Raw genomic sequence first — 24,979 nt, forward strand, 5'->3', positions numbered from 1 at the left:
GGCGTCGGGCAGCCGACAATGAAAGAGTGGACCGGCATTTGTCCTATTGCCGGTCCACCTATGTTCATACGTCTAGGGTGCTTTTTGGTTGCCGGTGCGGCAGCCTATGTCGTGCTCTCCACGATTTTCAGTCTCGTGTGCTTCGGTGTCGGCCACAACACCATGGAGATGATCTACGGAGGAACCGCCGTCTATCTTCTCAGCCTTGCCGCGGCCGTGGAGGGGGCCTGGTTGTTGCCCGAGGATATCAGGAGATCATCCTCATCCACCAGGCTGACCCACTGGTTCAGGTCGCGCTGGGACTGACGCTTCAGGAAGTAGATCCTGGCGTCACTCCACAGGAGCACTCGCTGCTCTAGATTGTCGAGGATGAAGTCGCCGAGATCCGTGACCACGGACAGCACTGCGTGCCCGCCGCCCTTGGCGTCGAGAGCGGTCGTCAGCAGCAACGCGCCAAGCGGGTAGCCCATCTCGTTTAGCCGTTGGCGCTTCAGCAGCGCATAGTCTTCGCAGTCGCCGACGGTTGTCGGGTACTCCCACCGCTCTTCGACGCCGTAGATTTCCATGTCGGTCATCGCAATGACCGCGGTGTTGACCTCTGCGTTGACGCTTACGATATCGCTCCAGCTCGCCCGCGTGAGCTGGATCATCGACCCTTCCGGCCCTCTGGCGCACCGCTGCCGGTAGCGAAGACAGTATTCGTAGTATCCGACTGGCATCGAGGTCGCGCCGAACGTCGACATGTTTCGTGCGTTGAATGGTTGGGTCGGATTGAACTGGGACGCACTCGCCCAAGCCGACGTGCAGAAGACAAAGAGCGCGAGTGCGCTCATCCAAAGCTTTTTCATTATTTGACTCTCCCCGAAGTGATGGGAAGAAGCCTAGCCCAGAAACCTCAAAATCGAAGAAAATCAGTGGCTTGTATTCGATTCAAACTCGGCGCAAATCGCAACGGATTTCGAAATCCTTCATTTACCAGGATCGAGGGCTTGTAGAGCGCTAGTTCGCAGCACGATCACCCTCGCCGTGCCGGTGGTTTGTCAGAAGATCTGATGTCGGCACAAGATGGGCTGACACCTCCACTTCCCGGCCATCATCGAAGATCAGCATCATGCGTTCGCTCTCTGATTGCTCGATCGGAGACGCGGGATCGGCAAGTGCGAGGTGGATCCCGCCTCTGCGCATCTGCAGTTCGGCATGCGCTGGAATCAGAAGCGGGCCACTGACCAGCTCAGCCACATCATCGTCGGAGTTGAATGGGGTACGCATGATCGTGGTGCTTGCAAAAGTTTCGCTTCTCACCGCAGCGAGATAGGCGGGCGTATCCGTGCCGTTCCAGATCGTCAGGAAACCTCGCGCTGGGGAGCCATCGCGATCAGCGATCAGTATCTCGGCATGTTCGACCGTCAGCGTCCGAGGGGGATTGGCGTGGTCAAGCGCCCGCTCGGAGGCCGCTGCCGACGCGGCGAGCAGAACGACCGCGCCAAGAGCGATCGGAAGCCGGCAAGAAGTCGTTCCGCTCATTGCTTGTGTCCCCTCCACGACTATTGGGCGTAAACGTCCGTGATGAATCGGGCAAGGCTGTGAACCGGCCCGCCATCTGGATGCGGCAATTCGGCACTGTTGCACGACCGCAGTTCCTCCGCCAATATCTATAGGAGCTGGAGGTAGGGACATGCTGACGATAGGAGAGCTCTCGCGCGCCACCGGGGTGAAGGTGCCGACAATCCGCTATTATGAGCAGATGGGTCTGTTGGTGACGCCGGGCCGTTCGGGCGGAAATCAACGGCGTTACGAGCCCGGCGAACGTGAACGGCTGTCCTTCATCAAGCACGCGCGCGACCTCGGTTTCACGATCGGAGCCATTCGTGAACTGCTCGAGCTAAGCGAGCATCCGGAGCGGGCATGCGCGGATGCCGACAACATAGCGGTGCGCCAACTGCAAATTGTCCGGGAAAAGATTGCAAAGCTCAGGCCTCTTGAGCGCGAACTCGAACGCATCGCGACCCGATGCCACGGCGATCAGATCAAGGACTGCTACGTCATCCAGTCTTTGGCCAATCACGAACTGTGCTCGAACGAGCACTGAAGGCCCACTCAGACCTCGGTCTCTTCGTCGAAGCGGCAGTAGTGCGCTACCCTGTCGGCAGGGCCGTTTGTCGAGGGCACGTCGCGAAGGATGATCGTGATGGTCGCACTGTCCTTAGGCGCCACGATCGAGCCGGATATGGTGATCGTCGGATGATCCTCCGGCACCAGTTCGAACGTTGTGTCGTCGCCGACCGTAGGGCCCAGGCGCAATGTCCCCGTATCGTAGTCCCCTTCCGCGGAGAACGTGGTTTCCATCCGATCCTCTGTAAGGAAAAGATAGAACTCAAGCTCCGACCCGAAGGGTGCACGGCCCCAGAGCCAGGCTTCGGCCTTTTCCAGGGACGGCCCAACCCGCGCGACGACGTCGTCGCAGTCCTGCGATGTCGGCGTGCCCTGCTCTGGATACCAGAGAAACACCCCGGTCGGCTGGCTCGGCATGGCATTGCCCGAGCCAGTAAGCCACAAGGCAGCTCCGAAAGCAGATACTGTCAGGCGCGGTCGCATCTCATGTCCCACGCAGCCGGCGCGGCTGTCCTTAGTTTTCGCTCTTGGGTGGTCGTCAATCCGGGATAACAACGCGCGCCACGACTGGCAGATGATTAGAGCCGAATTTCGGCCCCAATGCCAATTCCTCCAGCGCCAATGTAGGCGACAAGACGATTCGGTCGATCGGCGTGCCGATCTGCGTGAGCGACCAGAGGCGTATGCTGTAGCGGGTCGGCAGCGGCCACCACCGGGATTCCGTCGTCAGGTATCCCGTTGAGGACAAGAAGTCGCGAAAGAACGGAGACCAGGGCGGCGTGTTCCAGTCGCCGGCGACGACGACCAGAGCATCCGAAGGCTCCGACTTCACGGCTGCTTCCAGATCGCGAAGGTACGCGGCGCGCGCCTCCCACGCGCTGGGGCCTCGGGGTGTCTGGGGATGGACTGCGTAGAGAACCAGGTTCCTTCCTTCGACCGACAGCTCGAAGCGCACCGCGAACCTGCCGTATGTATCGGCGCTGTCGGGAGAGATCGTCCGTTCGTCCAGAATAGGGAACCGGCTTAGGACCTTCATGTCGGTGTTGCCGGCGAGGTCGCGGCTGCTTTCGAACGGCCAGCGCCCGCTGGCGATCAAAGCGTTCTGCCAGAGAGGTCTCACTTCCTGCAGAACAAGGATGTCCGCTGCGTCGACGTCCGGCAGCGCGAGAAAGGGATTTGGGTCCAGATTGTCAGTCAGTACGTTGGCGGAGATCATTGTGAACGTCGTCCCCGGCGCAGCCGGCGCCGGCGTCGGAAGCAGGAAGTAGGGAAAGCCGGCAGCCAGGAGCGCGAGCGTTCCCGCGATCTTCGTGGAGCGCGGAGGAAGCACGAAACCGACCACGAACAGAACGACGCCCGCGACCAGGAGATGGGGACGGATGAAGTTCGCAAGGTCCGCGACCCAAAGGCTTCGGGATAGCGCCAAGGATACGAGCTGTGCCGCAGCAAAGACAAGCTGCGCCAGGACAACAGCGGCGACGAAGAGCTTCGGCATTCCGCCGCTGGCTGAAGAGAGGGGCACTGGTGTCGATCCTGCTGTGAGCGCTTAGGGGGCTCGATGATTGCCTTGGCACCGGTTTCGGCCAATAGGGCAATCTGGCGCATGGGCATCGAAAGGCCGTGAGCTCCTCGGCTGGATTTCTGCGCCTGGTTTGTCAGTGTCGTAATGCCCAGAACATCTGCGAAAGAAAAGACCCCGGCTTGCCGGGGTCATCATCGATCGATGCTACAGGGGCTAGACGACGAAGTTGCGTTCGTTCCTCTATCCTCACCCCCTGCCGATGGCATCGCGGACGATCGGGATCCATGTTTCCCTCTCGCTCGCATAGAACGCGTCCACTTCGGCGGGGCTCATCGCCGGGAAGAAGGAGGAGGCGAGAGCCTCGAGCCTCTCCTTCACCTCCGGGGTGGCAAGAACCGCCGCCACCTCGGCGTTGAGCTTGTCGACGATCTCCTGCGGCAGCCCGGCCGGCGCGGCGATCGAGTTCCAGGTCTGGGCCAGGAAGCCGTCCAGCCCCTGCTCGGCCACCGTCGGGATGTCCGGAGCCGCGGCGCTTCTTTCCGCCGAGGTGATCGCAAGGCCGCGCACCGTGCCGGCCTGGAGCTGCGGGATCGCCGTCACCGCGACGTCGAACACATGGCTGAGACGCCCGGCGATCACGTCCTGCATCGCTTCGGAGCCGGCGTTGTAGGGCACGTGCTCGACCTCGACGCCTGCCGCGCGCGCGCACAGCATGCCGGTGACATGCGTCGTGGTCCCGAGCGGCCCCGAGCCGTACTGCGCATCCGGGTTGGCCTTCAGCCATTCGATGTACTCGGCCATGGTCTGCGCCGGATGGTCCGCCTTGACGCACAGGATCAGCGGCACGGCGTTCATCAACGCCACGCCGCGCAGCGTCTGGGTCAGGTCGACCGGCATCGGGTCGAAGGTCGCCATGTTGAACACGAGCTGCGACGAGGTTCCGACCAGAAGGGTGTAGCCGTCCGGCGTGGCGTTCGAGACCATCTCGGTCGCCTGCATCCCCGAGTTCTGCGGCACCGCCTCCAGGATGATCCGCTGGCCCAGGCGCTGCTCCAGTTCGGCGGCGACGATCTGGGCGACGATATAGGCATTGCCCGATGCGGCCGAGGCCGTCACCAGCCGGATGGGCTGGGTGGGCCATGCTGTCTGCGCGCGCAGGACAGAAGGTCTTGCAAGCGTCATACCGGCAAGTGCGGCACCGGCGCCGAGGGTAAACTGACGTCTGTCCATGGGAACCTCTTGATCGACATATGCCAATATATGATAAAAACATTCAAGATTTTGGGCAATGGTGAAAATCACATGCCGGAGAAAACCCCCGACGGGCGGGCCGGGCCGGCGTTCGGCGCCTGGATGGTCGTGCTGGCCGCGATCGTCGTCGCCCTCGCCATCGGCGCGACGGCGCTGACCCTGCCGCCGCCGATCAGCGGCCGTCTGCGGCCGGGCCTCGTCCCGGGCGCGCTCGCGGCCATCGTGCTGGCGGCGGCGGTGGCCTCGCTGCGGCGGCCGGGGAGGGCGACCGAGCAGGAAGCCGCCGCGGCGCCCGGCCTGGCTCCGCTGCTGGCTGCGGCCGCGGCGGTGCTGATCCTGGCCTTCGGGACGCGGACGCTGGGCATCGCGATCGCGGCGTTCCTCGCTTCGACGGTGGCCGCGGCGGGGGTGACCGGCGTTTCGCCCGGTCGCGCGCTGCGGATCGGCTTCGGCCTTGCCGCCGGGGTGAGCCTGCTTTTCGCGCTGGCGCTGAGGCAGCCGCTGCCGATCCTGCCGCCGGGGTGGTGGTGGTGAGCGCGCATATCTGGGACGGCCTCCTGCTGGCGCTCTCGGGCGAGGCGCTTCTCTATGCCGGGCTTGGCGCGCTGCTCGGCACCTTCGTCGGCGTCCTGCCGGGGCTCGGCCCGGTGGCGACCATCGCGCTGCTGCTGCCGGTCAGCTTCCAGATGAGCCCCTCGGGGGCGCTGATCCTGCTCGCCGGAATCTATTACGGCGCGCAATACGGCTCCTCGACCACGGCGATCCTGATCAACGTGCCGGGCGAAGCGTCGGGCACGGTCACGGCGATCGAGGGGCACCGGCTGGCGCGCACCGGCCGCGCGACCGAGGCGCTGGCCGTGGCCGCGCTCTCCTCGCTGATGGCGGGTCTGATCGCCGCGCTGATCCTGGCGGTCGCCACGCCGCCGCTCGCGGCCTTCGCGCTCGCCATCGGGCCGGCCGAGACGGCGGCGATCCTTCTGGGCGGCGCGATCCTCGCCGTCCTGATCTCCAGCGAAGGCACGGCGCGCGCCGTCATGATGCTGGGCCTGGGCGGGCTGATCGGACTGATCGGCACGGCCGGCGGCGACGGGCAGCCGCGGTTCTCCTTCGGTCTTCGCGAGTTGCGCGACGGGATCGGCTTCACCCCGCTGGTCGTCGGCCTGTTCGGCTTTTCCGAGCTGATCGCTCTGATGACGCGCCGCCCCGAGGAGCAGCCCGCCGTGCCGCGCCGCTGGTGGCCCGGCTATGCCGCGATCAGGGGCTGGGAGGCGCCGGCGCTGCGCGGCTCGGTGATCGGCTCGCTCGTCGGCCTTCTGCCCGGCGCCACCACGCTGATGGCGTCGTTCCTCGCCTATTCCGCCGAGAAGCGGCTGAAGCGCGGCGGCGCGCTTGCCGGCGTCGCCGCGCCCGAGGCCGCCAACAACGCCGCCGCGCAGACGAGCTTCGTCATGCTGTTCGGGCTCGGCCTGCCGGCGAATGCGGCCACGGCGGTGCTGGTGGGCGCGATGATGCTGAACGGCCTGCCGCCCGGCCCCGCGCTCTTCAGCCACAGCCCGTCGCTGTTCTGGACCTTCGTCGGCAGCCTGGTGGTCGCCAACTTCATGCTGGTCGTCCTCAACCTGCCGCTGGTGGGCATCTGGGCGCGGCTGGTGCTGGTCCCGCCCGCGATCCTCGCCCCTGCGATCATCGTGGCGGCGGCGCTGGGCATCCTGGCCTCGGGCGGCGCGCCGTTCGACGTCCTGGCGCTGATGGTGTTCGGCCTCTTCGGCCATGCCTGCCGCCGCAACGGCTTCCCGCTGATGCCGATGCTGATGGGCTATGTGATCGCGCCGCCGTTCGAGGACCATCTGCGCCGGGCCATCACGCATGCGCGCGGCGACTGGACGATCCTGCTGGCGAACCCGTTCCTCATGACCGCGCTGGCGCTGGCCATGCTTGTAGCCGTCGTGAAATATCGCGCCGGGTCCTGATACCGCCCCGGCAAGCCGGGGTCCTTTGCTTTAAGTTTGCTGAGCGTCGCGTGGGTATGGACCGAAGACCGAAGTCGAGACAGCCAGGACTATTGCCTCACCTTTTTTGCTCCAAGTTGTCCCGTTGGCTCCGGCTGTCGAGACATGGATCGCGAATGATCAGTTTTCTCCCTTGATCCTCTATCAGCTAGAGGTTCTATAAAGCTGCTAATGTTGTAGAGCTCGTTGGCGCAGAAAGCAGGAACTATCATGAGCGGCAGATTGCGTTTGGACATTCCCGTGCTGCTTCCGGACGTGGCGGACGCGGCCGATGCATGCGTGGCGCGGCTGACATCCGATCTGGAAGCACGCGAAGGTGTAGAGAAGGTCCACGTCGTTGCGGCCGAGGCAAACGAGCCCGCCAAGCTCTGCGTCCATTTCGATCAAGAGGCCCTGCCGCTCAGCCGGATTCGCGAGATCGCCCAGGCTTCCGGCGCGCGGATCACCGCCCGGTTCGGACACCTTACGTGGCAGGTCAAGGGCATCGGGCACGAACGCCGCGCGCGCACAGTCGCGGAGAAGGTAAGGTCGCTGGCGGGCGTGCTCCAGGCTGAGGCGAACGCAGCGGGCACGGTGCATGTCGAGTTCGACCGCGACGCAACTTCCGAGGAAGCGATAGCCGAGGCGCTGCGCACACTCGGTGTCCAGCGCGCCAAAGGGCCTGCATCAATTTCAGAAGACGGCAAGGATGCGCACGCCGGTCACGATCACGGGCCGGCAGGCGAAAAGCATGAGGAAGGCGACGGCCACGATCATGCACATGGCGAGTTCCTCGGGCCGAACACAGAGCTGATCTTCGCCCTGTCGAGTGGGGCGCTGCTCGGGATCGGCGTCGCCATCGAGTATCTGGTTGCGGGCGCGCCGGAATGGCTGCCCACGGCCTGCTTCATCGCGGCCTATTTCTTCGGCGGCTTCTTCACGCTGCGCGAGGCCATCGACAATTTGAGGCTCGGGCGGTTCGAGATCGACACGCTGATGCTGGTCGCGGCCGCCGGTGCGGCCGCGCTCGGCGCGTTCGAGGAAGGCGCGCTGCTGCTCTTCCTGTTCAGCCTCGGCCATGCGCTGGAGCACTACGCCATGGGCCGCGCCAAGCGCGCGATCGAGGCGCTGGCGGAACTCGCGCCGCCGGTCGCGACGGTCAGGCGAGACGGCGAAACCCGCGAGGTCGCGGTGGAGGAACTGGTGGTCGGCGATATCGTCGTCGTGCGCCCCAACGAGCGGCTTCCCGCCGACGGCTTCCTCGTCAAGGGCACGACCAGCATCAACCAGTCGCCCGTGACCGGCGAAAGCATCCCGGTCGACAAGCGTCCAGTCGCGGATGCCGAGGCGGCGCGTGCGCGCCCCGATTCCGTCGACAGTGCATCGCGCGTCTTTGCCGGCACGATCAACGGCGCTGGCGCTGTCGAGATCGAGGTGACGCGGCGCTCGACCGAGAGCGCGCTCGCCAAAGTGGTCAAGATGGTGAGCGAGGCGGAAGCGCAGAAGTCGCCCACCCAGCGTTTCACCGAGAAGTTCGAGCGCATCTTCGTGCCGGTGGTGCTGGCGTTGGCGGTTCTGATGCTGTTCGGCTGGGTCGTCATCGACGAGCCTTTCCGTGACAGCTTCTACCGTGCGATGGCCGTGCTGGTCGCCGCGAGCCCCTGTGCGCTCGCCATCGCCACACCCAGCGCCGTCCTGTCGGGTGTCGCCCGTGCGGCGCGCGGCGGTGTGCTGGTCAAGGGCGGCGGACCGCTCGAGAACCTCGGCTCCCTGACGGCGATCGCCTTCGACAAGACCGGCACCCTGACGGAAGGCAAGCCCCGCATCACCGACATCGTCACCGCCGAAGGAGTCTCCGAACGGGAACTGCTCGAGGTGGCGATCGCCGTGGAGAGCCTGAGCGACCATCCGCTGGCAGAGGCGATTGTTCGCGACGGCAGGGACAAGCTGGGCGGGCAGCCCGTCGCCGCCGCATCCGATCTTAAAAGCCTTACAGGCAAAGGCGTGACCGCGACGTTTGACGGGCAGACGGTGTGGATCGGCAAGGCCGAGATGTTCGGCAGCGACGGCATTCCGGCTCTCGGCGATGCCATGATCGAGGCGATCGCACGGCTTCGGGACGGCGGCCGCACGACGATGGTGGTCCGGCAGGGCGACCGTGATCTGGGCGCGATCGGGCTGATGGACACGCCCCGCGCCGCGGCACGCGATACATTGAAGAAGCTGCACGAGATCGGCATCACGCGCATGATCATGATCTCGGGCGACAACCAGAAGGTCGCCGACGCGATCGCGAAGGATGTCGGGCTCGACGAGGCCTGGGGCGACCTGATGCCCGAAGACAAGGTGGAGTCGATCAAGAAGCTGCGCGCGGAAGGCAAGGTCGCTATGGTCGGCGACGGCGTCAACGATGCGCCGGCGATGGCAAGCGCCACGGTCGGCATCGCCATGGGGGCGGCCGGCTCCGACGTGGCACTTGAAACGGCCGATGTCGCGCTGATGGCCGACGACCTGTCGCACCTGCCGTTCGCGGTGGGGCTCAGCCGCCGGACCCGCTCGATCATCCTCCAGAACGTGATCGTGAGCCTCGGCATCGTCGCAGTGCTTGTGCCCGCGACGATCTTCGGATTGAGCATCGGCGCGGCGGTGGCGGTGCATGAGGGCTCGACCCTGCTGGTCGTGTTCAACGCGCTGAGGCTGCTGGCCTATCGCGATCCCTATGGAAAGGTGCAGAACGGCAGTAGCGGGGCGGTTGCTTGATCGGCAGGCGCCGGGTTCGCAAGCGTGCAACCGCGTCTCATGTCACTTCGCGACCCCTATCGGCGTGCAAGAGGGCCGAGGCGACAGCGATTCAATGATGCGGCAGTCCGCGACCGTTCCGCAGCGGCATTGCGAGATGAGGCGGTCGAGCTCGCCTTGCAGCGCCTTCAGGTCGGTGATTTTCCGCTCGACCTCGCGCAGATGCTCCTTGGCGATCTCGTCCATCGCCTCGCAGGATCGCGACTTGTCGTCGGAGAGGTCGAGCAGTGCGCGGACCTGGTCGATCGAAAAGCCGAGATCCCGCGCGCGACGAATGAAGCTCAGCCTGTTGAGATGAGAGGTTTCGTAGGCGCGATAGTTGCCCGTCGTGCGCGCCGGCGCCGGCAACAACCCGCACTTCTCGTAGAACCGGATCGTCTCAACATTGGTCCCGGTGATGCGGGCTAGCTTTCCGATCGGCATGCCGCTCGCGATCATGCATCAGTCCTTGTAGTTGAGGCGCTTCATTAACTTCCAGTCGTGAAGCGCCCTAGTCGTTCCTGCTCGTCAGCTTTCGTCTATGAGGCGCTTCAGTTTCGCCAGCATCACTTCGGGCGCCTCCTCATAGGCCATGGTTCCAAAGAACTGACCGCTCGCGTCCATTAGAAGCACCGAGGCGGTGTGGTCCATCGTGTAGTCCCCGCCCTCGACGGGGACGCGGGCGTAATAGACCTTGTACGCTTGGGTAACAGCATCGATCTGCTCTTCTGTGCCGGTGAGCCCAATGATGCGTTCATCGAAGGCCGTGAGATACTGCTTCATCTCCTCCGGACCGTCGCGGCCAGCATCGACGGAGATGAACACGAAATTGATCCTGTCAGCGTCGCTGCCCAGTTGCTCCATCAGGCTCGTCAGTTCGAATAGCGTCGTGGGACACACGTCGGGACAAAAGGTGAAGCCGAAGAACACCGCGCTCGGCTTGCCGAGTAGCTCCTTTTCGGTGACCTCCTGCCCGTCGGCGCCGACAAGCGTGAAGGGGCCGCCGACCGTCGCAACACCAGTGGACTGGAGGACTGGCGCCCTTCTGGAGTCGATCACGATGGAGAATGCCGCCAGCGTCATGATGATCGCCATGACCCCGGCCGCTATGAATCCGACAACACGGCCGCTCATCATTCATGCCCTTCATGGCTGGAAGATGTGGCGTTGCCGTGTCCCGTCGCCGTGGAGCCGATCGGGCCAGCCACCAGTTCGACGTCGACGGCGCCGGCTTGCTCGAACTCGAGCGTCACCGGGACCATTTCACCTTCGGTGATCGGCTGCTTCAGTTCCAGTAGCATCAGGTGATAGCCGCCCGGCGCCAGGTTCACGGTTTCGCCGGCGGGAATCTCCACACCCTCCGGAACAGGACGCATCTTCATGATGCCGTCGGTCATCTCCATGTTGTGGATCTCGACGCGGGCGGCGACGGGTGAGGAACCGCCTAGAAGACGGTCGGCTGTGTCGCCTGCATTGGTCAGTTCGAGGTATCCGCCCCCTACCTTTGCCGCTGGTGGTGTCGCGCGCGTCCATGGATGGCCGATCTCGATGTCTCCGGCGCGATAGTCGTGCGCGACGGTGGGGGTGGCTGCGGCAACAAAGGCGATAGCCGCCAGCATCGAAAAGAGGTGTCGCATTGAAGTCTCCATATGTGATGTTCCGGCACGTCGCTGGACGCAGCCGTAAGGTTGAAGCATCAGATGGAGAAGGCGGGCGGGGCGCGGGCATCCTTTATGGCGCCAGGCTCTCCGGGCGGCGCGCGCTGCGAACGCGGGCGGAGTGGATCGTCGTTCGACAGGATGGGCCGAAATTCGAACGATCTGGTTTCCGAAGGCTGAAGGGTCGGACCGACAGAACTGGCGGCCGCACACAGTGCGGAACAGCACTCCTTGACGATAAGTTCGAGCGGGTCGACGTCCGGCTGGTCTGCCGTGCCCAAAGGCGAGCATATGATGAAGGCGGGCGCCAGCTGGTCGACCGCCATCCACGTCTTGGCATAGGCCGTGGCGAGCCCTTGCACCAGCACGAGATAGGCGATCAGACCGATCATGAGACCGGCTGTCAGGCATCCGCCTCTGGATGTTCCCCTACTGCGCATGCGCAACTCATGATCCCGGGCGTCCGATTTGTCACTGCGACATGTGCGCTCTGCCTGGCGCTTTTTCCCGAGCCGATTAAACCTGGCGGAAGGGCGGGAAGCTCCCTTTCGCAGATACATGGACCTCGGCTCCTTCAGGCAAGCGGCCCTGCTGCATGACGTCGACCTGCAACTCCAGGCCGCCGCATTCGACCCAGTAGGTCATGTCATGCCCCTTGAACTCCACGGAGAGAATTCGGCCATTCGGCTTTTCACCTTCATGGGTGCGACGGATGCTTATCCGTTCGGGCCTGACGGAGAAATGCACAGCGCCCGATACGGGCTCCGTCAAGGCTAGATCGCCCAAGGGCGTCTTGGCGACGCCGCGTTGTGCCGTCGCTTCGAGCAGGTTGGTGCGGCCGAGAAAACTCGCGACGAAGGCATCGAGGGGTCGATCGTAAACCTCCTGCGCCGATCCGCTCTGGAGAATGCGACCATCGCGCATCACAGCGATGCGGTCGGCAAAACTCAACGCCTCCTCCTGGTCGTGGGTGACGAACACGATGCCGAGCCCAGACGATTTCAGGAGCCGCCTGATCTCGCGGCGGGCGGTGCTGCGCAGTGCGGCGTCGAGGTTGGAAAATGGCTCGTCGAGAAGGATTACCTCCGGCTCGCAGGCCAGGCATCGAGCAAGCGCAACGCGCTGCTGCTGCCCTCCCGAAAGCTGGTCGGGATAGCGGCGCCCAAGCCCTGCTAGCCCGACCATACCGAGATAGCGCTCGACCACTCCGGCCTCCTTGCGGCGGGCGCCGAACTGGATGTTCTCTGCGACCGTCATGTGCGGGAACAACGCATAGTCCTGGAACATCATGCCGACGCCGCGCCTTTCGGCGGCGACGCCGGTTATGTCGCGGCCGGAAAGGAGTATATGGCCCTCGTCCGGCGTCTCGAACCCGGCGATCATGCGCAGCGTGGTCGTCTTGCCGCAACCGGACGGCCCGATCAGTGCGAGAATCTCGCCCGGCTGAATCTCCAGCGACAGGTCGTCGACCACGGCCGCTCCGCCGCGAACGAAGCGTCGCGACAGGCCTCGAGTCGAAAGGAGGGCGGGTTCTTCCATCGTCAACTCCCTCCGCTCGCGCGGCGCAGATCCCGGCTCTCGTATTTCAGCATCAGTCCGACGAAGAGGCTGGAGAACAGGATGATGCTCAGCGCGAACGGCGCGGCCTCGCCCATCATGCCCTCGTTGGTGCGGCTGAAGACGTTCATTGCCAGGGTTCCATATCCCGTCGGAGCCAGCAGATAGGTGATCGGCAGTTCCTTGACGACCATGATGAAAACGAGCAGGCCGCCTGCAGCAATCGGCCGGCGCAGGCGTGGCAGCACCACGCGGACAAATGCCTGGGCGGGAGTGGATCCGAGACCACGGGCTGCTTCCTCCTGCCTGGTCCCGATCTGGAGGAGCGCCAGACGGATCGGCCCGAATGCCAGCACAAGGAAACTCATCATATAGGCGAAGAGCAGCAACGCGTAGGACTGGTAGAGGACCGGCGCGGCCTGAAGCGAGAAGAACACCATGGCCAGCGCGAATGCGAGCGGCGGTGTCGCATAGCCCAGATAGGCCAGCCGGTCGACCAGCGAGGAAAGCGGGCCGGGATGGCGCAAGGTCAGGAGAACGACAGGCAGGGCCAGCGTCGTCGTAAGTAGCGCGGCGGGACCGGCCGCCAAGAGCGTTCCGATCGCGGTTCTGCCAAGCTGGGCCAGATCCATTTCGGGAAGACCGAGCCGCATCCAGTGGATCAGCACAAGCAGGGGAAGCCCCAGAGAGCAGAGGACCACCATCACCAGGAAGGCCCATGCCAGGACCGCCCAGCGCCCGAGCGCGATCGGCCGCGCAGGCCTTGGTGTTCCGGTCCCTGTGGAGGCAAAACGCATGTTTCTCGTCACGGCCCGCTGGAGGCAGAGCACCGCCACCGTCAGCACCAGCAGCATCAGACAGAGCCAGGCTGCGTAGGTGCGGTCGAAGGCCCCGCTGTACTGCGTGAAGATGGCGTAGCTGAAGACCTCGTATCGCATTAAGGCGATGGCCCCGAAGTCGCCGACGACGTAGAGGCCGACGATCAGCCAGCTCGCCACCAGCGCGGGCCACAGCAGCGGCAGGATGATGCGTCGGAAGATCTCCGATCGCCGCCGCCCGAGGCTTTGCGCCGATTCCTCCAGCGCAGGGTCCATTCCCAGAAAGGCCGCTCGCAGGTTCAGGAACAGATAAGGGAAAGTATACAGCGACAGTGCGAGACCTGCGCCCCAAAGGCCATGGAGCGGCGGCAGCGCGATGCCGAACCATTGCCGCACGAACCCATAGTAGCCGGAAAGACCCAGCAAGGCGTAGGCCATCACGTAGCCCGGCATTGCCAGAGGCAGCGCCATCAGGAAGGACAGAATCTTCTTGAAACGGATGTCGGTGCGCGTCACGAGCCATGCGGCGGGCAAGGCGATCAGCGTGCCGATCACGAGCACGACGGCGACCAGCTTCAGCGTGTTGAGGAGCAGCAGGAGGTTTCGCTGACGGAAGACGATCTCGCCAAGTTGCGCCGGTTCCGCATCGAAAGCGCGAAGGAGCAGATACAGAGCCGGCAGGCAGGTTCCCAGAGCAACAACGAGCGCGGGAAGCACCAGCAAGGGCGACGGGCGGGATTTGTGGCCCGCCCTCGCATGTGACGAAAGACCAGTCACGAGCCCGTTATAGCAGGCCGACCTCACGAAGCAGCGCAAGCGTCCCTTCGAGATCGCCGATCTGGTTGAGATCGACCTGGGGGCTGATCTCGTTCACGGTTTCGAGGGATTCAAGGGTGTCGTGCGGGATGATGCCTGAGCGCACCGGATATTCGTAGCCCTGGAGGGTGATGAACTGCTGGGCGGCCGGCGAAAGCAGAAAGTCGATGAACTTCTGCGCATTTTCCTTGTTGTCGCTCGCCTCGACGATGCCCGCGCCGGCTACGAGGATGAGATTGCCGATGTCACCGGAAGCGAACGGCGTCTGGCCTACCGGGAACTCTGCATCCCGCGCGGTGTAGCGGCCGAGATAGTAATTGTTGACCAGGCCGAAATCGACCTCGCCATTGGCAATCGCGTCGATCTGCGTGCCGTTGTTGCGGTAGACCTTCGCATCGTTGGCGATCATGCCCTCCAGCCACTCTTTGGTGGCCTCGTCGCCATGGGCGACGCGGAAGGCCGTGACGAACGCCTGGAACCCGCCATTCGTCGGTGCCCAGGCGACACGCCCTTTGTACTTCTCGTCGGTCAGGTCGGCGATGCCCTGCGGCAGATCATCCTCCTCGACACGCTCCGTCGAGTAGATCAGAACGCGGTTCCTTCCGGACGTCGCGACCCATTTGTTGGCATCCGACCGAAAGGCTTCGAGGACTGCACCATTCACCTCTGCCGGCAATTCGGCAAACGCTTCAGAGAGCGCGCCGAGCGCGCCCGCATCCTGCGCCCAGAACACATCCGCTGGGCTGTTCGCGCCTTCCTCCAGCAGCAACGTCGCGAGCTCGGATGTGCCGCCGTAGCGCACTTCGGCGGTTATGCCGGATTCGGCTTCGAACTGCCTGATCAGCGGCGCGATCAGCGCCTCGCCGCGGCCCGAGTAGATGGTGACGGATTCAGCCAGGGCAAAGGTCGTCATGCCAAGCACCAGACCGAGGCTCGCCAGGATGGTTCTCTTCATTAATGTCTCTCCTGTAAATACTTTTCCACACCCGTGAGGATGGGACGCTTGAAGCCGCGGTCGACGGATGCGGTCCGTGCGCCTTGGCAAAGCTAAGCCGGGCAGATGCGGCACGTGTCCGCCATCCGCCGGCGAGCACACCAGGTGCGGCCAGTTAAGAAGACCTGCGGAGGTGGAAGTCCTGGCGAACGTTCACACGATCATCGATCGCGTCGGCTCAGATGGAGACCGCCCCTTGGTCTGTTGACGACAGATAACTATTCAAAAATTGTCCACTTTAATATCGGCCTAAGACCATTGGCCACGCGTATGGGGCTAAAGTCCGATACGGTCAGCCCGCCGGCTCGGCGCTCCGCCAGACCATCGCAGCTTCCGTGCGGTTGCGCACCTGCAGCTTCTGCAGGATGCGGGTCACGTGGTGCTTCACCGTCTTTTCCTGCATGTCGCCTTGCCGGGCGATCTCCTTGTTGGAAAAGCCGGCTGCCACCATCTTGAGCACATGCGCTTCACGCGGCGTCAGTTGTGCCAGACGGCGGCTGGTTGGGTCCCCTATGTCCGGCTCCTTCGTCCGGAACCATCCCTCGGCGCCGTTGTGTCCGGACAGGATCGCCGCTGCCAGCGTCGGCGCAACGTGGCCCACTCCTCGCGCGATATCGCGCACCGCGTCGATCAGTGCGTTGCCTCCGACGCCTTTCAGAACGTAGCCCCGCGCGCCAAGCTTCATCGCCTTCATGACGTCATCGCAATCCTCCGATGCGGTGAGCACGGCAACGCGCAACGCGGGCTGGCAAGCGCGGATATGCTCCAGCGCAGCGAACCCGCCACCCGGCATCGACAGATCGAGCAGGACGACATCCGGTTGCAGGTCGCGCGAAAGGTCGACAGCATCCTGTGCGCACGTCCCTTCGCCGCAGACGACGAGATCTTCCGTTTCGCCCAGCGCCATGGAAAGACCCTGGCGGAAGAGCGGGTGATCGTCGACGATCAGAACACGTGTCGTCATGTCATCGCCTCCCTGTGTTCCGGCAGACGCATGACGACGCGCGTTCCGCCGCCCTGGCGGCTGTGCAGATCGAAGCAGCCCTTAAGGCCAGCCACGCGCTCGCGCAGGCCCAGCAGGCCGAGTCCCTCTCCCCCTTCCGACGGGGCGAAGCCGGGACCGTCGTCGCAGACCTGGACCTCGATGCCGTCCGAAGCCCTGGCGATCGCCACGGTCTGGCGTGCTCCATGCGCATGCTTCGATCCATTGTTGAGCGTTTCCTGTAGGAAACGATAGATGCAGGTCTTGGCCGCCGGCGACAGTTCGGGCAGATCGTCCACCAGGTTCAGGTCGACCTTGCGGCCCGTCCGCCGCTCATGCGCAGACACGACCTTCTTCACTATCGTCGCCACCGACCAGGCCTCAACTTCCGGCAACGCCAATCCGCTGCAGATATCACGGATCTCCTTCATTGCCTCATTGACGGCCTGGCGAACCTGTTCGCGCCTGGAGAGTTGCGGGCTGTCGAGACGAAGCGCCGCAAAGGCGAGCAGCTGGACCGGTCCATCATGCAGCTCGGCAGAGATCCGCCGCAGGTTGCGCTCGTTAAAGTCGGCGATGCGATGGTTGGCCTGTTCGACACGCTGGGTAAGCCCCGTGTTTTGTTCCAGCAGCGCCGAAAGCTGATCGATCTGATCGTCCAGCGCCCGGCGCTGGAGCGAGATTGTCCTGTTGCCGCGCGCGAACAGTGCATAGAGCGCCGAGAACATGCCGAGGGAGACCAGACCGACGACGAACCAGCTCTTGACGCGCGCGTCGAAAAGATGCTCCCGCAGCCTCTCCGCGGTCGTGTAGAACTCCGCCACCGCTATGATCCGGCCTGTCGTGGCCGAGCGCACCGGGCTGTACACTTCCAGAAGCGGTGCATTCCGGTCGATGTCGCTGTTGATATGGGATTGGCGCGCCAGCGCCGCGTCGACCCTGCCTGCAAGAGCCTGCGCCAGACCGTCGCTCACATCGAAGATGCTACCTACAAGGTCGGGATTGTCGCTGAACACGATCCGGCCACTCGGGTCCCAGAGCTTGAACGCGGAGACTTCGTCGCGGAGCGCGCCGCGCCTGACGATGAAGTCGAGCTCACGTCTGGCTTCGTCTCCAAGGCTTCCTCCATCGTCCAGTTCCTGGGTCACAGGCGCGATGAGTGCGTCGACATAAAGCGCGGTGACCGCTCCCGCGCTGTCCGTGACGCCTTCCTCGATCTCGGACGTGACCCAGAGTCCGATGGCAAGCATGCCTGCGATGAGCACCGTTCCTGACACCATCATGAATTGGGTGACGAGGTTTCCCGGTTTCGGGATCTGGCTCTCGCGCGTGGGTAGAATTGTTTCGCTCATCAGGTTCTCGACCAGTCTGACATCGGACCGCGGCAATCCACGGCCGTTTCTGCAGGCGGCCAGCGTGCTGGCACGGGGGGACCACCATCATTGCTGAGACTATATCCGATGAAAGATCATTTTCACCGGTGCACTTGCGTCTCCTTCGGTGGACTGTGCCGGGGGTGTTGTGCTTGGACCGAAATGGCCGCCGGGCAAGACGCCAGACGTCAAAGGGGTCGATCGTCAAGAAATCTGAAATTGCCTCTTGATCCTCTAGCTGCTGTAGGTCGTATGAGTGCGCTCCTGAGATCCAGGAGTGATGAATGATGACGGTGCCGCAACGCCAGACGCGCTTTCGCGTGGAGGGGATGGATTGCGCGAGTTGCGCAGCCAAAATCGACACGGCTGTTCGTCGAATCGCCACAGTCAGCGATGTGAGTGTCTCGGTCGTGGCCGGCACGATGACGGTGACCCACGGGCCTGATGCCGATCTCGATAGTGTCGCGCGCAAGGTCGGGAGCCTCGGCTACAAGGCTGCCCGTCTCACGCGCGCCGATGACGCCACTGCTCCCCGTGTCGCCGGCGCAGCACATGTCCACGGACCTGAATGCCGCCATGAGGGGCATCATCATCACGAGGGCCACACCCACGATGGCGGAGATCATCGACACGACCACGCACACGGACCCGTGGTGCGGGGGTCGGAGCACGAAAAGCACGCCCTTCACGGCATGCATGGTCATGATCATGCACCGACTGACGGTCCATGGTGGAGCACATCCAAGGCGAAGCTGACGATCATCTGCGGCGCCGCGCTCGCCGTCGCCTTCGGGCTGTCGCAGCTTCTGCCGCAGACGCAGCCTTGGGGTTTCATCGTCGCCATGGCGGTCGGTCTCGTTCCGATTGCGCGGCGGGCGCTGTTCGGTGCGATGAACGGCAGCCCGTTCTCGATCGAGACGCTCATGACGGTAGCCGCGGTGGGGGCCGTCATCATCAATGCTGCGGAAGAGGCCGCGGTCGTCGTCTTCCTGTTCCTCGTCGGTGAACTGCTGGAGGGCATCGCGACGGGACGGGCTCGGGCCTCGATCCGCGCGCTGGCCACGCTGATGCCCAAGACCGCACTGCTGGAAAGCGAGGGCGGGACGCGGACCGTTCCGGCGGACAGCCTCACGGTCGGTTCGATCGTGATGATCCGTCCAGGCGATCGCGTGCCTGCCGACGGCGTCGTGCTTTCCGGGGAGAGCGCGGTCGACGAGGCACCGGTGACAGGCGAGTCGGTTCCCAAGCGCAAAGAGGAAGGCGATAAGGTGTTCGCCGGCACGGTGAACCAGGAAGGCGTGCTGCGTGTGCGCGTGACTGCGGCCGCAGCAGACAACACGATCGCGCGCATCATTGCGCTGGTCGAGGAGGCGCAGGAGTCGAAGGCTCCGACCGAACGCTTCATCGACCGCTTCTCAAGATACTATACGCCAGGAGTGATGGTCGTGGCGGCACTCGTGGCGATCCTGCCGCCGCTGCTGGGCGGCGCAGAGTGGAATACCTGGATTTATCGCGGCCTCGCAGTGCTCCTGATCGGCTGCCCGTGCGCCCTCGTCATCTCGACGCCGGCGGCGATCGCGGCAGGACTTTCCGCCGGCGCCCGGCGTGGCCTTCTGATGAAGGGCGGAGCTGTGCTGGAGAACCTGGGCAAGGTCGACCGCGTCGCTTTCGACAAGACCGGGACACTGACCGAGGGCAAGCCGAAGGTAACCGACATCGTCGGCGTCGCGCGCGAAGAGCGCGAGACTCTCCGCCTCGCGGCTTCGCTGGAGGTGGGTTCCAGCCATCCACTGGCGGTTGCGATCCTGGCAAAGGCCGAGGCCGAGAATGTGCCCGTGGTTGCCGCGACGGAGGCGGCCGCCGTGGGTGGCAAGGGCGTTGTCGGCACGCTCGAGGGTGTGAAGCTGTTCTTCGCCTCGCCCCGGGCGGCCGGCCAGCAGGTCATGCTGGACGAGGCCCTTTCCGCGCGCATAGCCTCGCTCAACGACGAGGGCAAGACGGTGTCGGTACTGCTGGCAGGCGGTCAGGTCGCCGGTTTGATTGCGATGCGAGACGAGCCACGCGACGACGCCAAGGCCGGCATCGCCGCGCTGCGTGAACTGGGTGCTGACTCTGTCATGCTGACTGGCGACAACCAGCGCACGGCCAAGGCGATTGCCGCCTCGCTCGGGATGGAAGCGCGTGCCGAGCTCTTGCCTCAGGACAAGCAGAAGATCGTCGGCGAGATGCGGGCGACGGGTTCGTTCGTCGCCAAGGTCGGCGACGGCATCAACGATGCGCCGGCACTTGCCGCCGCCGACATCGGCATCGCCATGGGAAGCGGAACCGATGTCGCCCTGGAGACAGCAGATGCAGCGGTTCTGCACGGCCGCGTCAAGGATGTGGCGAACATGGTGGCGCTGTCGCGTGCCACCATGCGCAACATCGTTCAGAACATCGTCTTGTCGCTTGGGTTGAAGGCGGTGTTTCTCGTCACGACCGTCCTCGGTGTGACCGGGCTGTGGCCGGCGATCCTCGCCGATACCGGCGCGACAGTGCTCGTCACCGCCAACGCCATGCGGCTGCTCGCATGGCGAGGCAACAAGGATGCCTGAAGCGCGGCCGGGAACGAATGCGGGACCTGACTATGGACACGGAGGCCACGCGCCATGACCTTCGTCAAGCTGTTCCGCATTGCCAGCCTGGTAGAAATTGCGGTCCTGGGCATGTTCCTGGTTGTGTCGACACAGTTGACCGGACAGCGCCAGCCCGCGGAAGCTTCGACCGGGGCGATGCGTATGGGCGGTCCCTTCTCACTCGTGTCGCACGAAGGAGACCGCGTGGACAACCAGTCGCTGACGGGGCGACCCTATGTGGTGTTCTTCGGCTTCACCCATTGTCCCGAGATCTGCCCGACGACGCTGTTCGAACTGACCGACCTTATGGGCGAGCTGGGTCCGGATGCGGACAAGCTTGAGGTCCTGTTCATCACCGTCGATCCCGAGCGCGACACTCAGGACATGCTGGCCGGCTACATGACGCCATTCGACAGTCGCATCACCGCGCTGCGGGGAACGGCCGAGGAGACCGAAGCCGCCCTTGCCGCATTCTCCGCCTACGCGGCAAAGGTACCCCTCGAAGGCGGCCAATACACTATGGACCACACGGCAGGTGTCTTCCTCATGCGGGGCGACAGCAGCTTCGGTGGCATTCTCGATATGCACGAACCGCGCGATACGAGGCTGGAGAAACTGCGCCGTCTCGTGAGCGCCTGAACGGGACAAGACGATGCTCGACAAAGTGACCGGCAAATCCGTTGAAGACTGGAATTCCTGGTGGCTTCTGGTCGCCTGGCTGACCGCGGCCGGGTCGACGCTGGCAGCTCTGTTCATCGGTGAGATCGTGGGGCAGGCTCCGTGCAACCTTTGTTGGTTCCAGCGTGTGTTCATGTTCCCGCTCGCCATAATGCTCGGCATCGCGGCGTTCAGGCTCGATGTCGGCATCAGAATCTATGCATTGCCTCTGGTCGCAGTCGGCGCTGCGATCGCGGCGTTTCATTCGCTGATTTACTTCGGCCTCATTGATGAGGGCATAACACCATGCGCGCGCGACGGCCCGTCCTGCTCGGGCGCTGACATGACTATTTTCGGCGGCGTGCCGCTGCCGCTCGTGTCGCTGCTCGCGTTCCTCGCGATCGGCGGCAGTCTTGCCTTGTGCCGACCTGGAGTTTTCAAATGAACCGTCGAGAGGTGACCATCCTATCCGTTGGATTGGCCGCAGGAGCAATCTTCGGTGCGTCTGCGCTCTACTACAATCGCGCGGGCAGCCTCGATCCGTCCGGCGCCGAAGCTCTCGTGAGGGAGCATTCTCCGGTGATGGGGCCGCCGGACGCTCCGGTGACGATCGTGGAGTTCTTCGATCCCGCGTGTGAAGCCTGCCGGGCCTTTCATCCCCTCGTGAAGAACATCCTTGCGCAGTATCCGGATGACGTCAGGGTCGTATTCCGTTACGCAGCTTTTCATGACGGTTCGGATCAGGCGGTCGGGATCATTGAGGCCGCACGACGGCAGGACCTCTTCGTGCCGGTGCTCGAAGCTCTTCTTGCCGCTCAGCCCGAGTGGGCCTTGCATGGCAACCCGAACCTCGACCGCGCGTGGCAGGCCGCCGCCGCAGCCGGCCTCGACCTCGAGCGCGCGCGCCAGGACGCGACCTCGGCCGATGTCGCGGCTGTGCTGCGGCAGGATACGAGCGACGTCGACGCGCTCGGGGTCAGGCAGACACCGACGTTCTTTGTGAACGGCAAGAGCTTGCCGTCTTTCGGACCCCAGCAGCTGATTGAGCTCGTCGAGGCCGAAGTGCAGCTTGCTCGCCAAGGCGGGTGACCTGATCGGCAATGTTCGAGCGCACTGCTGAAAGGCAGGATCACTCGTGCTCGATCTTGAGTTCGCCTGGCGGGTCCACCTGCACGGTGACGTGGTCGATCGCATAGCGCTCCTTGAGCCAAGCCGAGACGAGCGGCGGGAGGCTGAGCGGATCCGTTCCTGTCGCCGGGCTGACATGGACCGTGGCAACGCTCGTCTCGTCCGTCAGCGTCCAGGCATGAAAGTGGCCGGCCTCGGCAACGCCCGGTATGCCTGAGAGCCCCCGCTCAGCCTCGATCGCGTCCACACCTCGCGGAACCGCTTGCAGCAGGACGCGGATTGAATCCGAGACCAGGCTCCATGCGGACCTGACGACGAGCCCCGCCACCAGCACCGAAAGGATGGGATCGAGGATCGTCCAACCGGTCAGCATGATCCCGATCGCCGCGGCGATTGCACCGACGGATCCGAGCAGGTCGCCGATGACATGCAGAAACGCGCCCCTGAGATTGCTATCGCCCTTGTTGCCCGACCACAGGATCCAGGCGCCGGCAACGTTCACGCAAAGGCCGATCACCGCGACGATCAGCATCGGGCCCGCCAGTATCTCGACCGGCGCGTTGATGCGTTGCACTGCCTCCCAGGCGATCCAGGCCACGAGCAGCAGCAGCGTCGCGCCGTTCGCAAGCGCTGCCAGGACCCGTACCCGGTGGAAGCCGTAGGTGCGCGTGGCATCCGCCGCGCGGCGAGCGATGCGGTAGGCGATCAGGGCGAGCAGCAGTGCGGCCGCGTCGGAGACCATGTGGCCCGCATCCGCGATCAGCGCGAGCGAACCCGAGAGCCAGCCGCCGATCGCCTGCACGATGGCATAGCCGGCGGTGAAGACGAAGACGAACCGGATGCGCCGTTCGTTGGAGGATGTCACGACCTGTGAATGATCGTGGCCGTCCTCGTGCGCGTGCCCTTGATGGTCCGTTTTTGAGATCTCTGGATTTCCGGTCACATCAAGCTCCTCTGGAAAGACGCCACATGCCCCACCACGCTACAGGTGCGAGCAGCAGGACGCTCGCCATGCCGGGAAAATAGGAAAAAGGCTCTGGGGCAAACCACGGGAAGACGATAAAGTGCGCGAGCTCGGTGATGCCCATGGCGGCGAAGAAGGTCCAGGCGAGATAAGTGCCGAAGCGATACCCGCGCATGACCAAAACCGGCATCAGCAGCCACGCTCCAACTGACAGCAGGACCAGCATGATCACCTTCCAGGAGGCGACGTCGGGTGTCATTGTGCCGGTGATCGACGCCAGCCTCTCGAAGAAGCCCATCGAGTACTCCTCGACGCGGTGAAGGGCGAAAAGTGCCAACGCCAGAAAGTACGGGATCCTGATCGCAGTGAAGGATGGGGTTGCCGGAAAGACCAGCCACAGCACGAACCCGCCGACGAATCCAGAGGTGAAGATTAGCATCGTCCAGAAGCCGAAAGCGGCATAGCCGAGGGCAAGAACCGCTACGGTGAAGAGAAATGCAGCTGTGACGGTTATGGGGTTGCTGGTCATGGTCGGCTCGGCAACTTGAATGTCCAGGCTCGCAGGATTGGGACCTGATCGGGCTTGTTCGGCCCACGGGGCCTTACGTCGTATGACAACCCGGCGTTGCACGAAAGTTTGCAAGGGCCTTCGGTCTGCTGCTTGTCGGATGCGGTTTCGCGGATCATGGGTGGCTCGCTTTTACAGTCTTGACCCAGACTGCATCCTCTAGCCGCTAGAGGAGCAAGCGAAATTTGCACACCGGAATCGGCCCGGGGTGGAACAGCTACTCAGTCGAGTATGGAACATCGCGCCCGGCTGCCATCGCGATCATGGCGCATCAGACCGTTGCTGCGGCGAGATGAGCGCAACGAACTGGTAGAGCGCGACGCCTGCATAGGGGATGAAGGCCGGCACCCACATCAGAAGGCCGGAAAGCTGCTGGTCTTCCAACGGGGTCAGGCCGAAGGCCAGCGTCGTGGTGAAATGCGGGGCGAAGAGGGGCTGCCGGGCAAAGACGAGCAGGGCGCCAAGAAATCCCATCTGCATGATCGTCGCCAGCAACGCCAGCACGACACTGCCGCGATGAACGCGCGGCGCAAAGACCTCTCGCCAGAGTAGCCATGCCGACAGGAAGAGGGTCGCTTGCATGAGCCAATAGGCGGAATGCGATGAGAGCGCGAACGCATAGGGATCGGGCGCGTGCCAAATCCAAACCATCGCGGCGTGCAGGATGACCAGCGCTGCCAGCGGCATCGTCGGCCCCTTGGGCCACGGAAACGCGATCGCCAGCAGCGGTGCGATACCGCCGATCAGGATGAGGTGATGTGCAACCCTTGCCGAGAACAGAGCCGATGAAAGCGCGCAGAGCGGAGAGATAAAGGCCAGAAAGATCAGGGCATAGGCGGCGACAAGGCAGGTTCGCCCCATCCTGTCGTTGCGTCCGCCCAGGCGCCAGATAATGAGCCCGATTGCCAGAACGCCGAGGAGGAATGGATCGAAGTTCCAGCTTGTCCAAAGGTTCGACGGCACCGGGGCGGATCCGCAATATGGATTGAAGCTTTCAAATGGCATGACGCAATGTCTCCCCGACGTTGTACCAGGCTTTTGTGAGCTTAACCGTCTTAGTCTAGCGCGTTAGTGGAAACTATGGGCCTCGAACTTTTCTCGTGGTTCAGGTCGGAGGTTACGTCCCGGGCCTTGCCCCCGCCGCCAGTAAGTTTTGCTGCGATCCACGAAGTAAGCATGTGGGCCAATTCGAAGAACG

25 protein-coding genes are annotated in these 24,979 nt (G+C 63.9%); 8 read left to right on the top strand and 17 right to left on the bottom strand.

Features of this window, described 5'->3' with window-relative positions:
• Positions 1 to 191: 191 nt before the first annotated feature.
• Together P2W41_RS15475 and P2W41_RS15480 are read right to left on the bottom strand one after the other, a co-directional pair.
• Positions 192 to 833, bottom strand: a complete 642-nt coding sequence (locus tag P2W41_RS15475; protein WP_404933654.1) for a transglutaminase-like cysteine peptidase — start codon at positions 831 to 833, stop codon at positions 192 to 194.
• Between the two features lie 166 nt (positions 834 to 999).
• Positions 1,000 to 1,524 carry a copper chaperone PCu(A)C gene (locus P2W41_RS15480; protein WP_404933655.1) on the bottom strand — a complete coding sequence of 175 codons (525 nt, stop codon included), beginning with the start codon at positions 1,522 to 1,524 and terminating at the stop codon, positions 1,000 to 1,002.
• 151 nt (positions 1,525 to 1,675) lie between these two features.
• Here P2W41_RS15480 and P2W41_RS15485 point away from each other — a divergent pair, with 151 nt between their 5' ends.
• A complete protein-coding gene (locus P2W41_RS15485) occupies positions 1,676 to 2,089 on the top strand; it encodes a helix-turn-helix domain-containing protein (protein WP_404933657.1) in 414 nt (137 codons plus the stop codon).
• Between the two features lie 8 nt (positions 2,090 to 2,097).
• Here P2W41_RS15485 and P2W41_RS15490 read toward each other — a convergent pair whose 3' ends face one another.
• From P2W41_RS15490 to P2W41_RS15500, 3 genes are all read right to left on the bottom strand, one after another.
• Positions 2,098 to 2,556 carry a hypothetical protein gene (locus P2W41_RS15490; RefSeq protein WP_404933658.1) on the bottom strand — a complete coding sequence of 153 codons (459 nt, stop codon included), beginning with the start codon at positions 2,554 to 2,556 and terminating at the stop codon, positions 2,098 to 2,100.
• Between the two features lie 94 nt (positions 2,557 to 2,650).
• Complete coding sequence (locus P2W41_RS15495; RefSeq protein WP_404933659.1) at positions 2,651 to 3,607, bottom strand: endonuclease/exonuclease/phosphatase family protein; 957 nt, start codon at positions 3,605 to 3,607, stop codon at positions 2,651 to 2,653.
• A gap of 273 nt (positions 3,608 to 3,880) precedes the next feature.
• On the bottom strand, positions 3,881 to 4,864 hold the full coding sequence (locus P2W41_RS15500) for a Bug family tripartite tricarboxylate transporter substrate binding protein (protein ID WP_404933660.1): 984 nt from the start codon (positions 4,862 to 4,864) through the stop codon (positions 3,881 to 3,883).
• Between the two features lie 30 nt (positions 4,865 to 4,894).
• Here P2W41_RS15500 and P2W41_RS15505 point away from each other — a divergent pair, with 30 nt between their 5' ends.
• The 3 genes from P2W41_RS15505 to P2W41_RS15515 all read left to right on the top strand — a co-directional run bounded on the left by P2W41_RS15505 (position 4,895) and on the right by P2W41_RS15515 (position 9,633).
• On the top strand, positions 4,895 to 5,419 hold the full coding sequence (locus P2W41_RS15505) for a tripartite tricarboxylate transporter TctB family protein (protein WP_404933661.1): 525 nt from the start codon (positions 4,895 to 4,897) through the stop codon (positions 5,417 to 5,419).
• On the top strand, positions 5,416 to 6,855 hold the full coding sequence (locus P2W41_RS15510) for a tripartite tricarboxylate transporter permease (RefSeq protein ID WP_404933662.1): 1,440 nt from the start codon (positions 5,416 to 5,418) through the stop codon (positions 6,853 to 6,855). The genes P2W41_RS15505 and P2W41_RS15510 overlap by 4 nt, the downstream gene beginning before the upstream one ends.
• A gap of 249 nt (positions 6,856 to 7,104) precedes the next feature.
• On the top strand, positions 7,105 to 9,633 hold the full coding sequence (locus P2W41_RS15515) for a heavy metal translocating P-type ATPase (protein WP_404933663.1): 2,529 nt from the start codon (positions 7,105 to 7,107) through the stop codon (positions 9,631 to 9,633).
• Between the two features lie 42 nt (positions 9,634 to 9,675).
• Here the strand turns inward: P2W41_RS15515 and P2W41_RS15520 are convergent, their stop codons facing one another.
• The 9 genes from P2W41_RS15520 to P2W41_RS15560 all read right to left on the bottom strand — a co-directional run bounded on the left by P2W41_RS15520 (position 9,676) and on the right by P2W41_RS15560 (position 17,828).
• Positions 9,676 to 10,110: a helix-turn-helix domain-containing protein gene (locus P2W41_RS15520; protein WP_404933664.1), complete on the bottom strand. Its 435-nt coding sequence runs from the start codon at positions 10,108 to 10,110 to the stop codon at positions 9,676 to 9,678.
• Between the two features lie 69 nt (positions 10,111 to 10,179).
• A complete protein-coding gene (locus P2W41_RS15525; protein ID WP_404933665.1) occupies positions 10,180 to 10,785 on the bottom strand; it encodes an SCO family protein in 606 nt (201 codons plus the stop codon).
• Positions 10,785 to 11,288 carry a copper chaperone PCu(A)C gene (locus P2W41_RS15530; RefSeq protein ID WP_404933666.1) on the bottom strand — a complete coding sequence of 168 codons (504 nt, stop codon included), beginning with the start codon at positions 11,286 to 11,288 and terminating at the stop codon, positions 10,785 to 10,787. Before P2W41_RS15530 ends, P2W41_RS15525 begins: the two co-directional genes overlap by 1 nt.
• A 59-nt stretch (positions 11,289 to 11,347) precedes the next feature.
• Positions 11,348 to 11,749 (bottom strand): hypothetical protein, encoded by a 402-nt coding sequence (locus P2W41_RS15535; protein WP_404933667.1) that lies wholly within the window; start codon positions 11,747 to 11,749, stop codon positions 11,348 to 11,350.
• A 76-nt stretch (positions 11,750 to 11,825) separates the two neighbouring features.
• A complete protein-coding gene (locus P2W41_RS15540) occupies positions 11,826 to 12,848 on the bottom strand; it encodes an ABC transporter ATP-binding protein (protein WP_404933669.1) in 1,023 nt (340 codons plus the stop codon).
• 2 nt (positions 12,849 to 12,850) lie between these two features.
• Entirely contained in the window at positions 12,851 to 14,401 is a 1,551-nt protein-coding gene (locus tag P2W41_RS15545) for an ABC transporter permease (protein WP_404934996.1), read from the bottom strand.
• Between the two features lie 67 nt (positions 14,402 to 14,468).
• A complete protein-coding gene (locus P2W41_RS15550; protein WP_173187429.1) occupies positions 14,469 to 15,455 on the bottom strand; it encodes an iron ABC transporter substrate-binding protein in 987 nt (328 codons plus the stop codon).
• 331 nt (positions 15,456 to 15,786) lie between these two features.
• Positions 15,787 to 16,458 (bottom strand): response regulator, encoded by a 672-nt coding sequence (locus tag P2W41_RS15555; RefSeq protein ID WP_404933670.1) that lies wholly within the window; start codon positions 16,456 to 16,458, stop codon positions 15,787 to 15,789.
• Positions 16,455 to 17,828 carry a sensor histidine kinase gene (locus P2W41_RS15560; protein ID WP_404933671.1) on the bottom strand — a complete coding sequence of 458 codons (1,374 nt, stop codon included), beginning with the start codon at positions 17,826 to 17,828 and terminating at the stop codon, positions 16,455 to 16,457. Before P2W41_RS15560 ends, P2W41_RS15555 begins: the two co-directional genes overlap by 4 nt.
• 308 nt (positions 17,829 to 18,136) lie before the next feature.
• Between P2W41_RS15560 and P2W41_RS15565 the strand changes: the two genes are divergently transcribed.
• Genes P2W41_RS15565 through P2W41_RS15580 form a run of 4 tightly spaced genes read left to right on the top strand, consistent with a single transcriptional unit; the run spans position 18,137 to position 22,210 of the window.
• Entirely contained in the window at positions 18,137 to 20,443 is a 2,307-nt protein-coding gene (locus tag P2W41_RS15565) for a heavy metal translocating P-type ATPase (RefSeq protein WP_404934997.1), read from the top strand.
• 54 nt (positions 20,444 to 20,497) lie between these two features.
• Positions 20,498 to 21,103, top strand: coding sequence for an SCO family protein (locus P2W41_RS15570; RefSeq protein ID WP_404933672.1), 606 nt, complete (start codon positions 20,498 to 20,500; stop codon positions 21,101 to 21,103).
• A 13-nt stretch (positions 21,104 to 21,116) separates the two neighbouring features.
• A complete protein-coding gene (locus tag P2W41_RS15575; RefSeq protein ID WP_404933673.1) occupies positions 21,117 to 21,566 on the top strand; it encodes a disulfide bond formation protein B in 450 nt (149 codons plus the stop codon).
• The gene (locus P2W41_RS15580) at positions 21,563 to 22,210 is read left to right on the top strand and encodes a DsbA family protein (protein WP_404933674.1); all 648 of its coding nucleotides are present in this window, start codon (positions 21,563 to 21,565) and stop codon (positions 22,208 to 22,210) included. Before P2W41_RS15575 ends, P2W41_RS15580 begins: the two co-directional genes overlap by 4 nt.
• A 40-nt stretch (positions 22,211 to 22,250) precedes the next feature.
• On the opposite strand, the gene P2W41_RS15585 is transcribed toward P2W41_RS15580, so the two are convergent.
• From P2W41_RS15585 to P2W41_RS15595, 3 genes are all read right to left on the bottom strand, one after another.
• Positions 22,251 to 23,192, bottom strand: coding sequence for a cation diffusion facilitator family transporter (locus P2W41_RS15585; RefSeq protein ID WP_404933675.1), 942 nt, complete (start codon positions 23,190 to 23,192; stop codon positions 22,251 to 22,253).
• 1 nt (position 23,193) lies between these two features.
• Complete coding sequence (locus P2W41_RS15590; protein WP_404933676.1) at positions 23,194 to 23,742, bottom strand: hypothetical protein; 549 nt, start codon at positions 23,740 to 23,742, stop codon at positions 23,194 to 23,196.
• Positions 23,743 to 24,042: 300 nt separating this feature from the next.
• A complete protein-coding gene (locus P2W41_RS15595; protein ID WP_404933677.1) occupies positions 24,043 to 24,786 on the bottom strand; it encodes a cytochrome c oxidase assembly protein in 744 nt (247 codons plus the stop codon).
• Positions 24,787 to 24,979 lie beyond the last annotated feature (193 nt).

It is taken from the genome of Nitratireductor sp. L15S-10 (genome assembly GCF_045011005.1).
Classification (GTDB): domain Bacteria; phylum Pseudomonadota; class Alphaproteobacteria; order Rhizobiales; family Rhizobiaceae; genus Nitratireductor.

Bases quoted from the DNA above. Each gene is read 5' to 3' on its own strand.
- P2W41_RS15475 (WP_404933654.1), bottom strand. From the start codon at position 833: ATGAGCGCACTCGCGCTCTTTGTCTTCTGCACGTCGGCTTGGGCGAGT.
- P2W41_RS15480 (WP_404933655.1), bottom strand. From the start codon at position 1,524: ATGAGCGGAACGACTTCTTGCCGGCTTCCGATCGCTCTTGGCGCGGTC.
- P2W41_RS15485 (WP_404933657.1), top strand. From the start codon at position 1,676: ATGCTGACGATAGGAGAGCTCTCGCGCGCCACCGGGGTGAAGGTGCCG.
- P2W41_RS15495 (WP_404933659.1), bottom strand. From the start codon at position 3,607: ATGCCGAAGCTCTTCGTCGCCGCTGTTGTCCTGGCGCAGCTTGTCTTT.
- P2W41_RS15500 (WP_404933660.1), bottom strand. From the start codon at position 4,864: ATGGACAGACGTCAGTTTACCCTCGGCGCCGGTGCCGCACTTGCCGGT.
- P2W41_RS15505 (WP_404933661.1), top strand. From the start codon at position 4,895: ATGATAAAAACATTCAAGATTTTGGGCAATGGTGAAAATCACATGCCG.
- P2W41_RS15515 (WP_404933663.1), top strand. From the start codon at position 7,105: ATGAGCGGCAGATTGCGTTTGGACATTCCCGTGCTGCTTCCGGACGTG.
- P2W41_RS15520 (WP_404933664.1), bottom strand. From the start codon at position 10,110: ATGATCGCGAGCGGCATGCCGATCGGAAAGCTAGCCCGCATCACCGGG.
- P2W41_RS15525 (WP_404933665.1), bottom strand. From the start codon at position 10,785: ATGAGCGGCCGTGTTGTCGGATTCATAGCGGCCGGGGTCATGGCGATC.
- P2W41_RS15530 (WP_404933666.1), bottom strand. From the start codon at position 11,288: ATGCGACACCTCTTTTCGATGCTGGCGGCTATCGCCTTTGTTGCCGCA.
- P2W41_RS15535 (WP_404933667.1), bottom strand. From the start codon at position 11,749: ATGCGCAGTAGGGGAACATCCAGAGGCGGATGCCTGACAGCCGGTCTC.
- P2W41_RS15540 (WP_404933669.1), bottom strand. From the start codon at position 12,848: ATGGAAGAACCCGCCCTCCTTTCGACTCGAGGCCTGTCGCGACGCTTC.
- P2W41_RS15550 (WP_173187429.1), bottom strand. From the start codon at position 15,455: ATGAAGAGAACCATCCTGGCGAGCCTCGGTCTGGTGCTTGGCATGACG.
- P2W41_RS15555 (WP_404933670.1), bottom strand. From the start codon at position 16,458: ATGACGACACGTGTTCTGATCGTCGACGATCACCCGCTCTTCCGCCAG.
- P2W41_RS15560 (WP_404933671.1), bottom strand. From the start codon at position 17,828: ATGAGCGAAACAATTCTACCCACGCGCGAGAGCCAGATCCCGAAACCG.
- P2W41_RS15565 (WP_404934997.1), top strand. From the start codon at position 18,137: ATGACGGTGCCGCAACGCCAGACGCGCTTTCGCGTGGAGGGGATGGAT.
- P2W41_RS15570 (WP_404933672.1), top strand. From the start codon at position 20,498: ATGACCTTCGTCAAGCTGTTCCGCATTGCCAGCCTGGTAGAAATTGCG.
- P2W41_RS15575 (WP_404933673.1), top strand. From the start codon at position 21,117: ATGCTCGACAAAGTGACCGGCAAATCCGTTGAAGACTGGAATTCCTGG.
- P2W41_RS15580 (WP_404933674.1), top strand. From the start codon at position 21,563: ATGAACCGTCGAGAGGTGACCATCCTATCCGTTGGATTGGCCGCAGGA.
- P2W41_RS15590 (WP_404933676.1), bottom strand. From the start codon at position 23,742: ATGACCAGCAACCCCATAACCGTCACAGCTGCATTTCTCTTCACCGTA.
- P2W41_RS15595 (WP_404933677.1), bottom strand. From the start codon at position 24,786: ATGCCATTTGAAAGCTTCAATCCATATTGCGGATCCGCCCCGGTGCCG.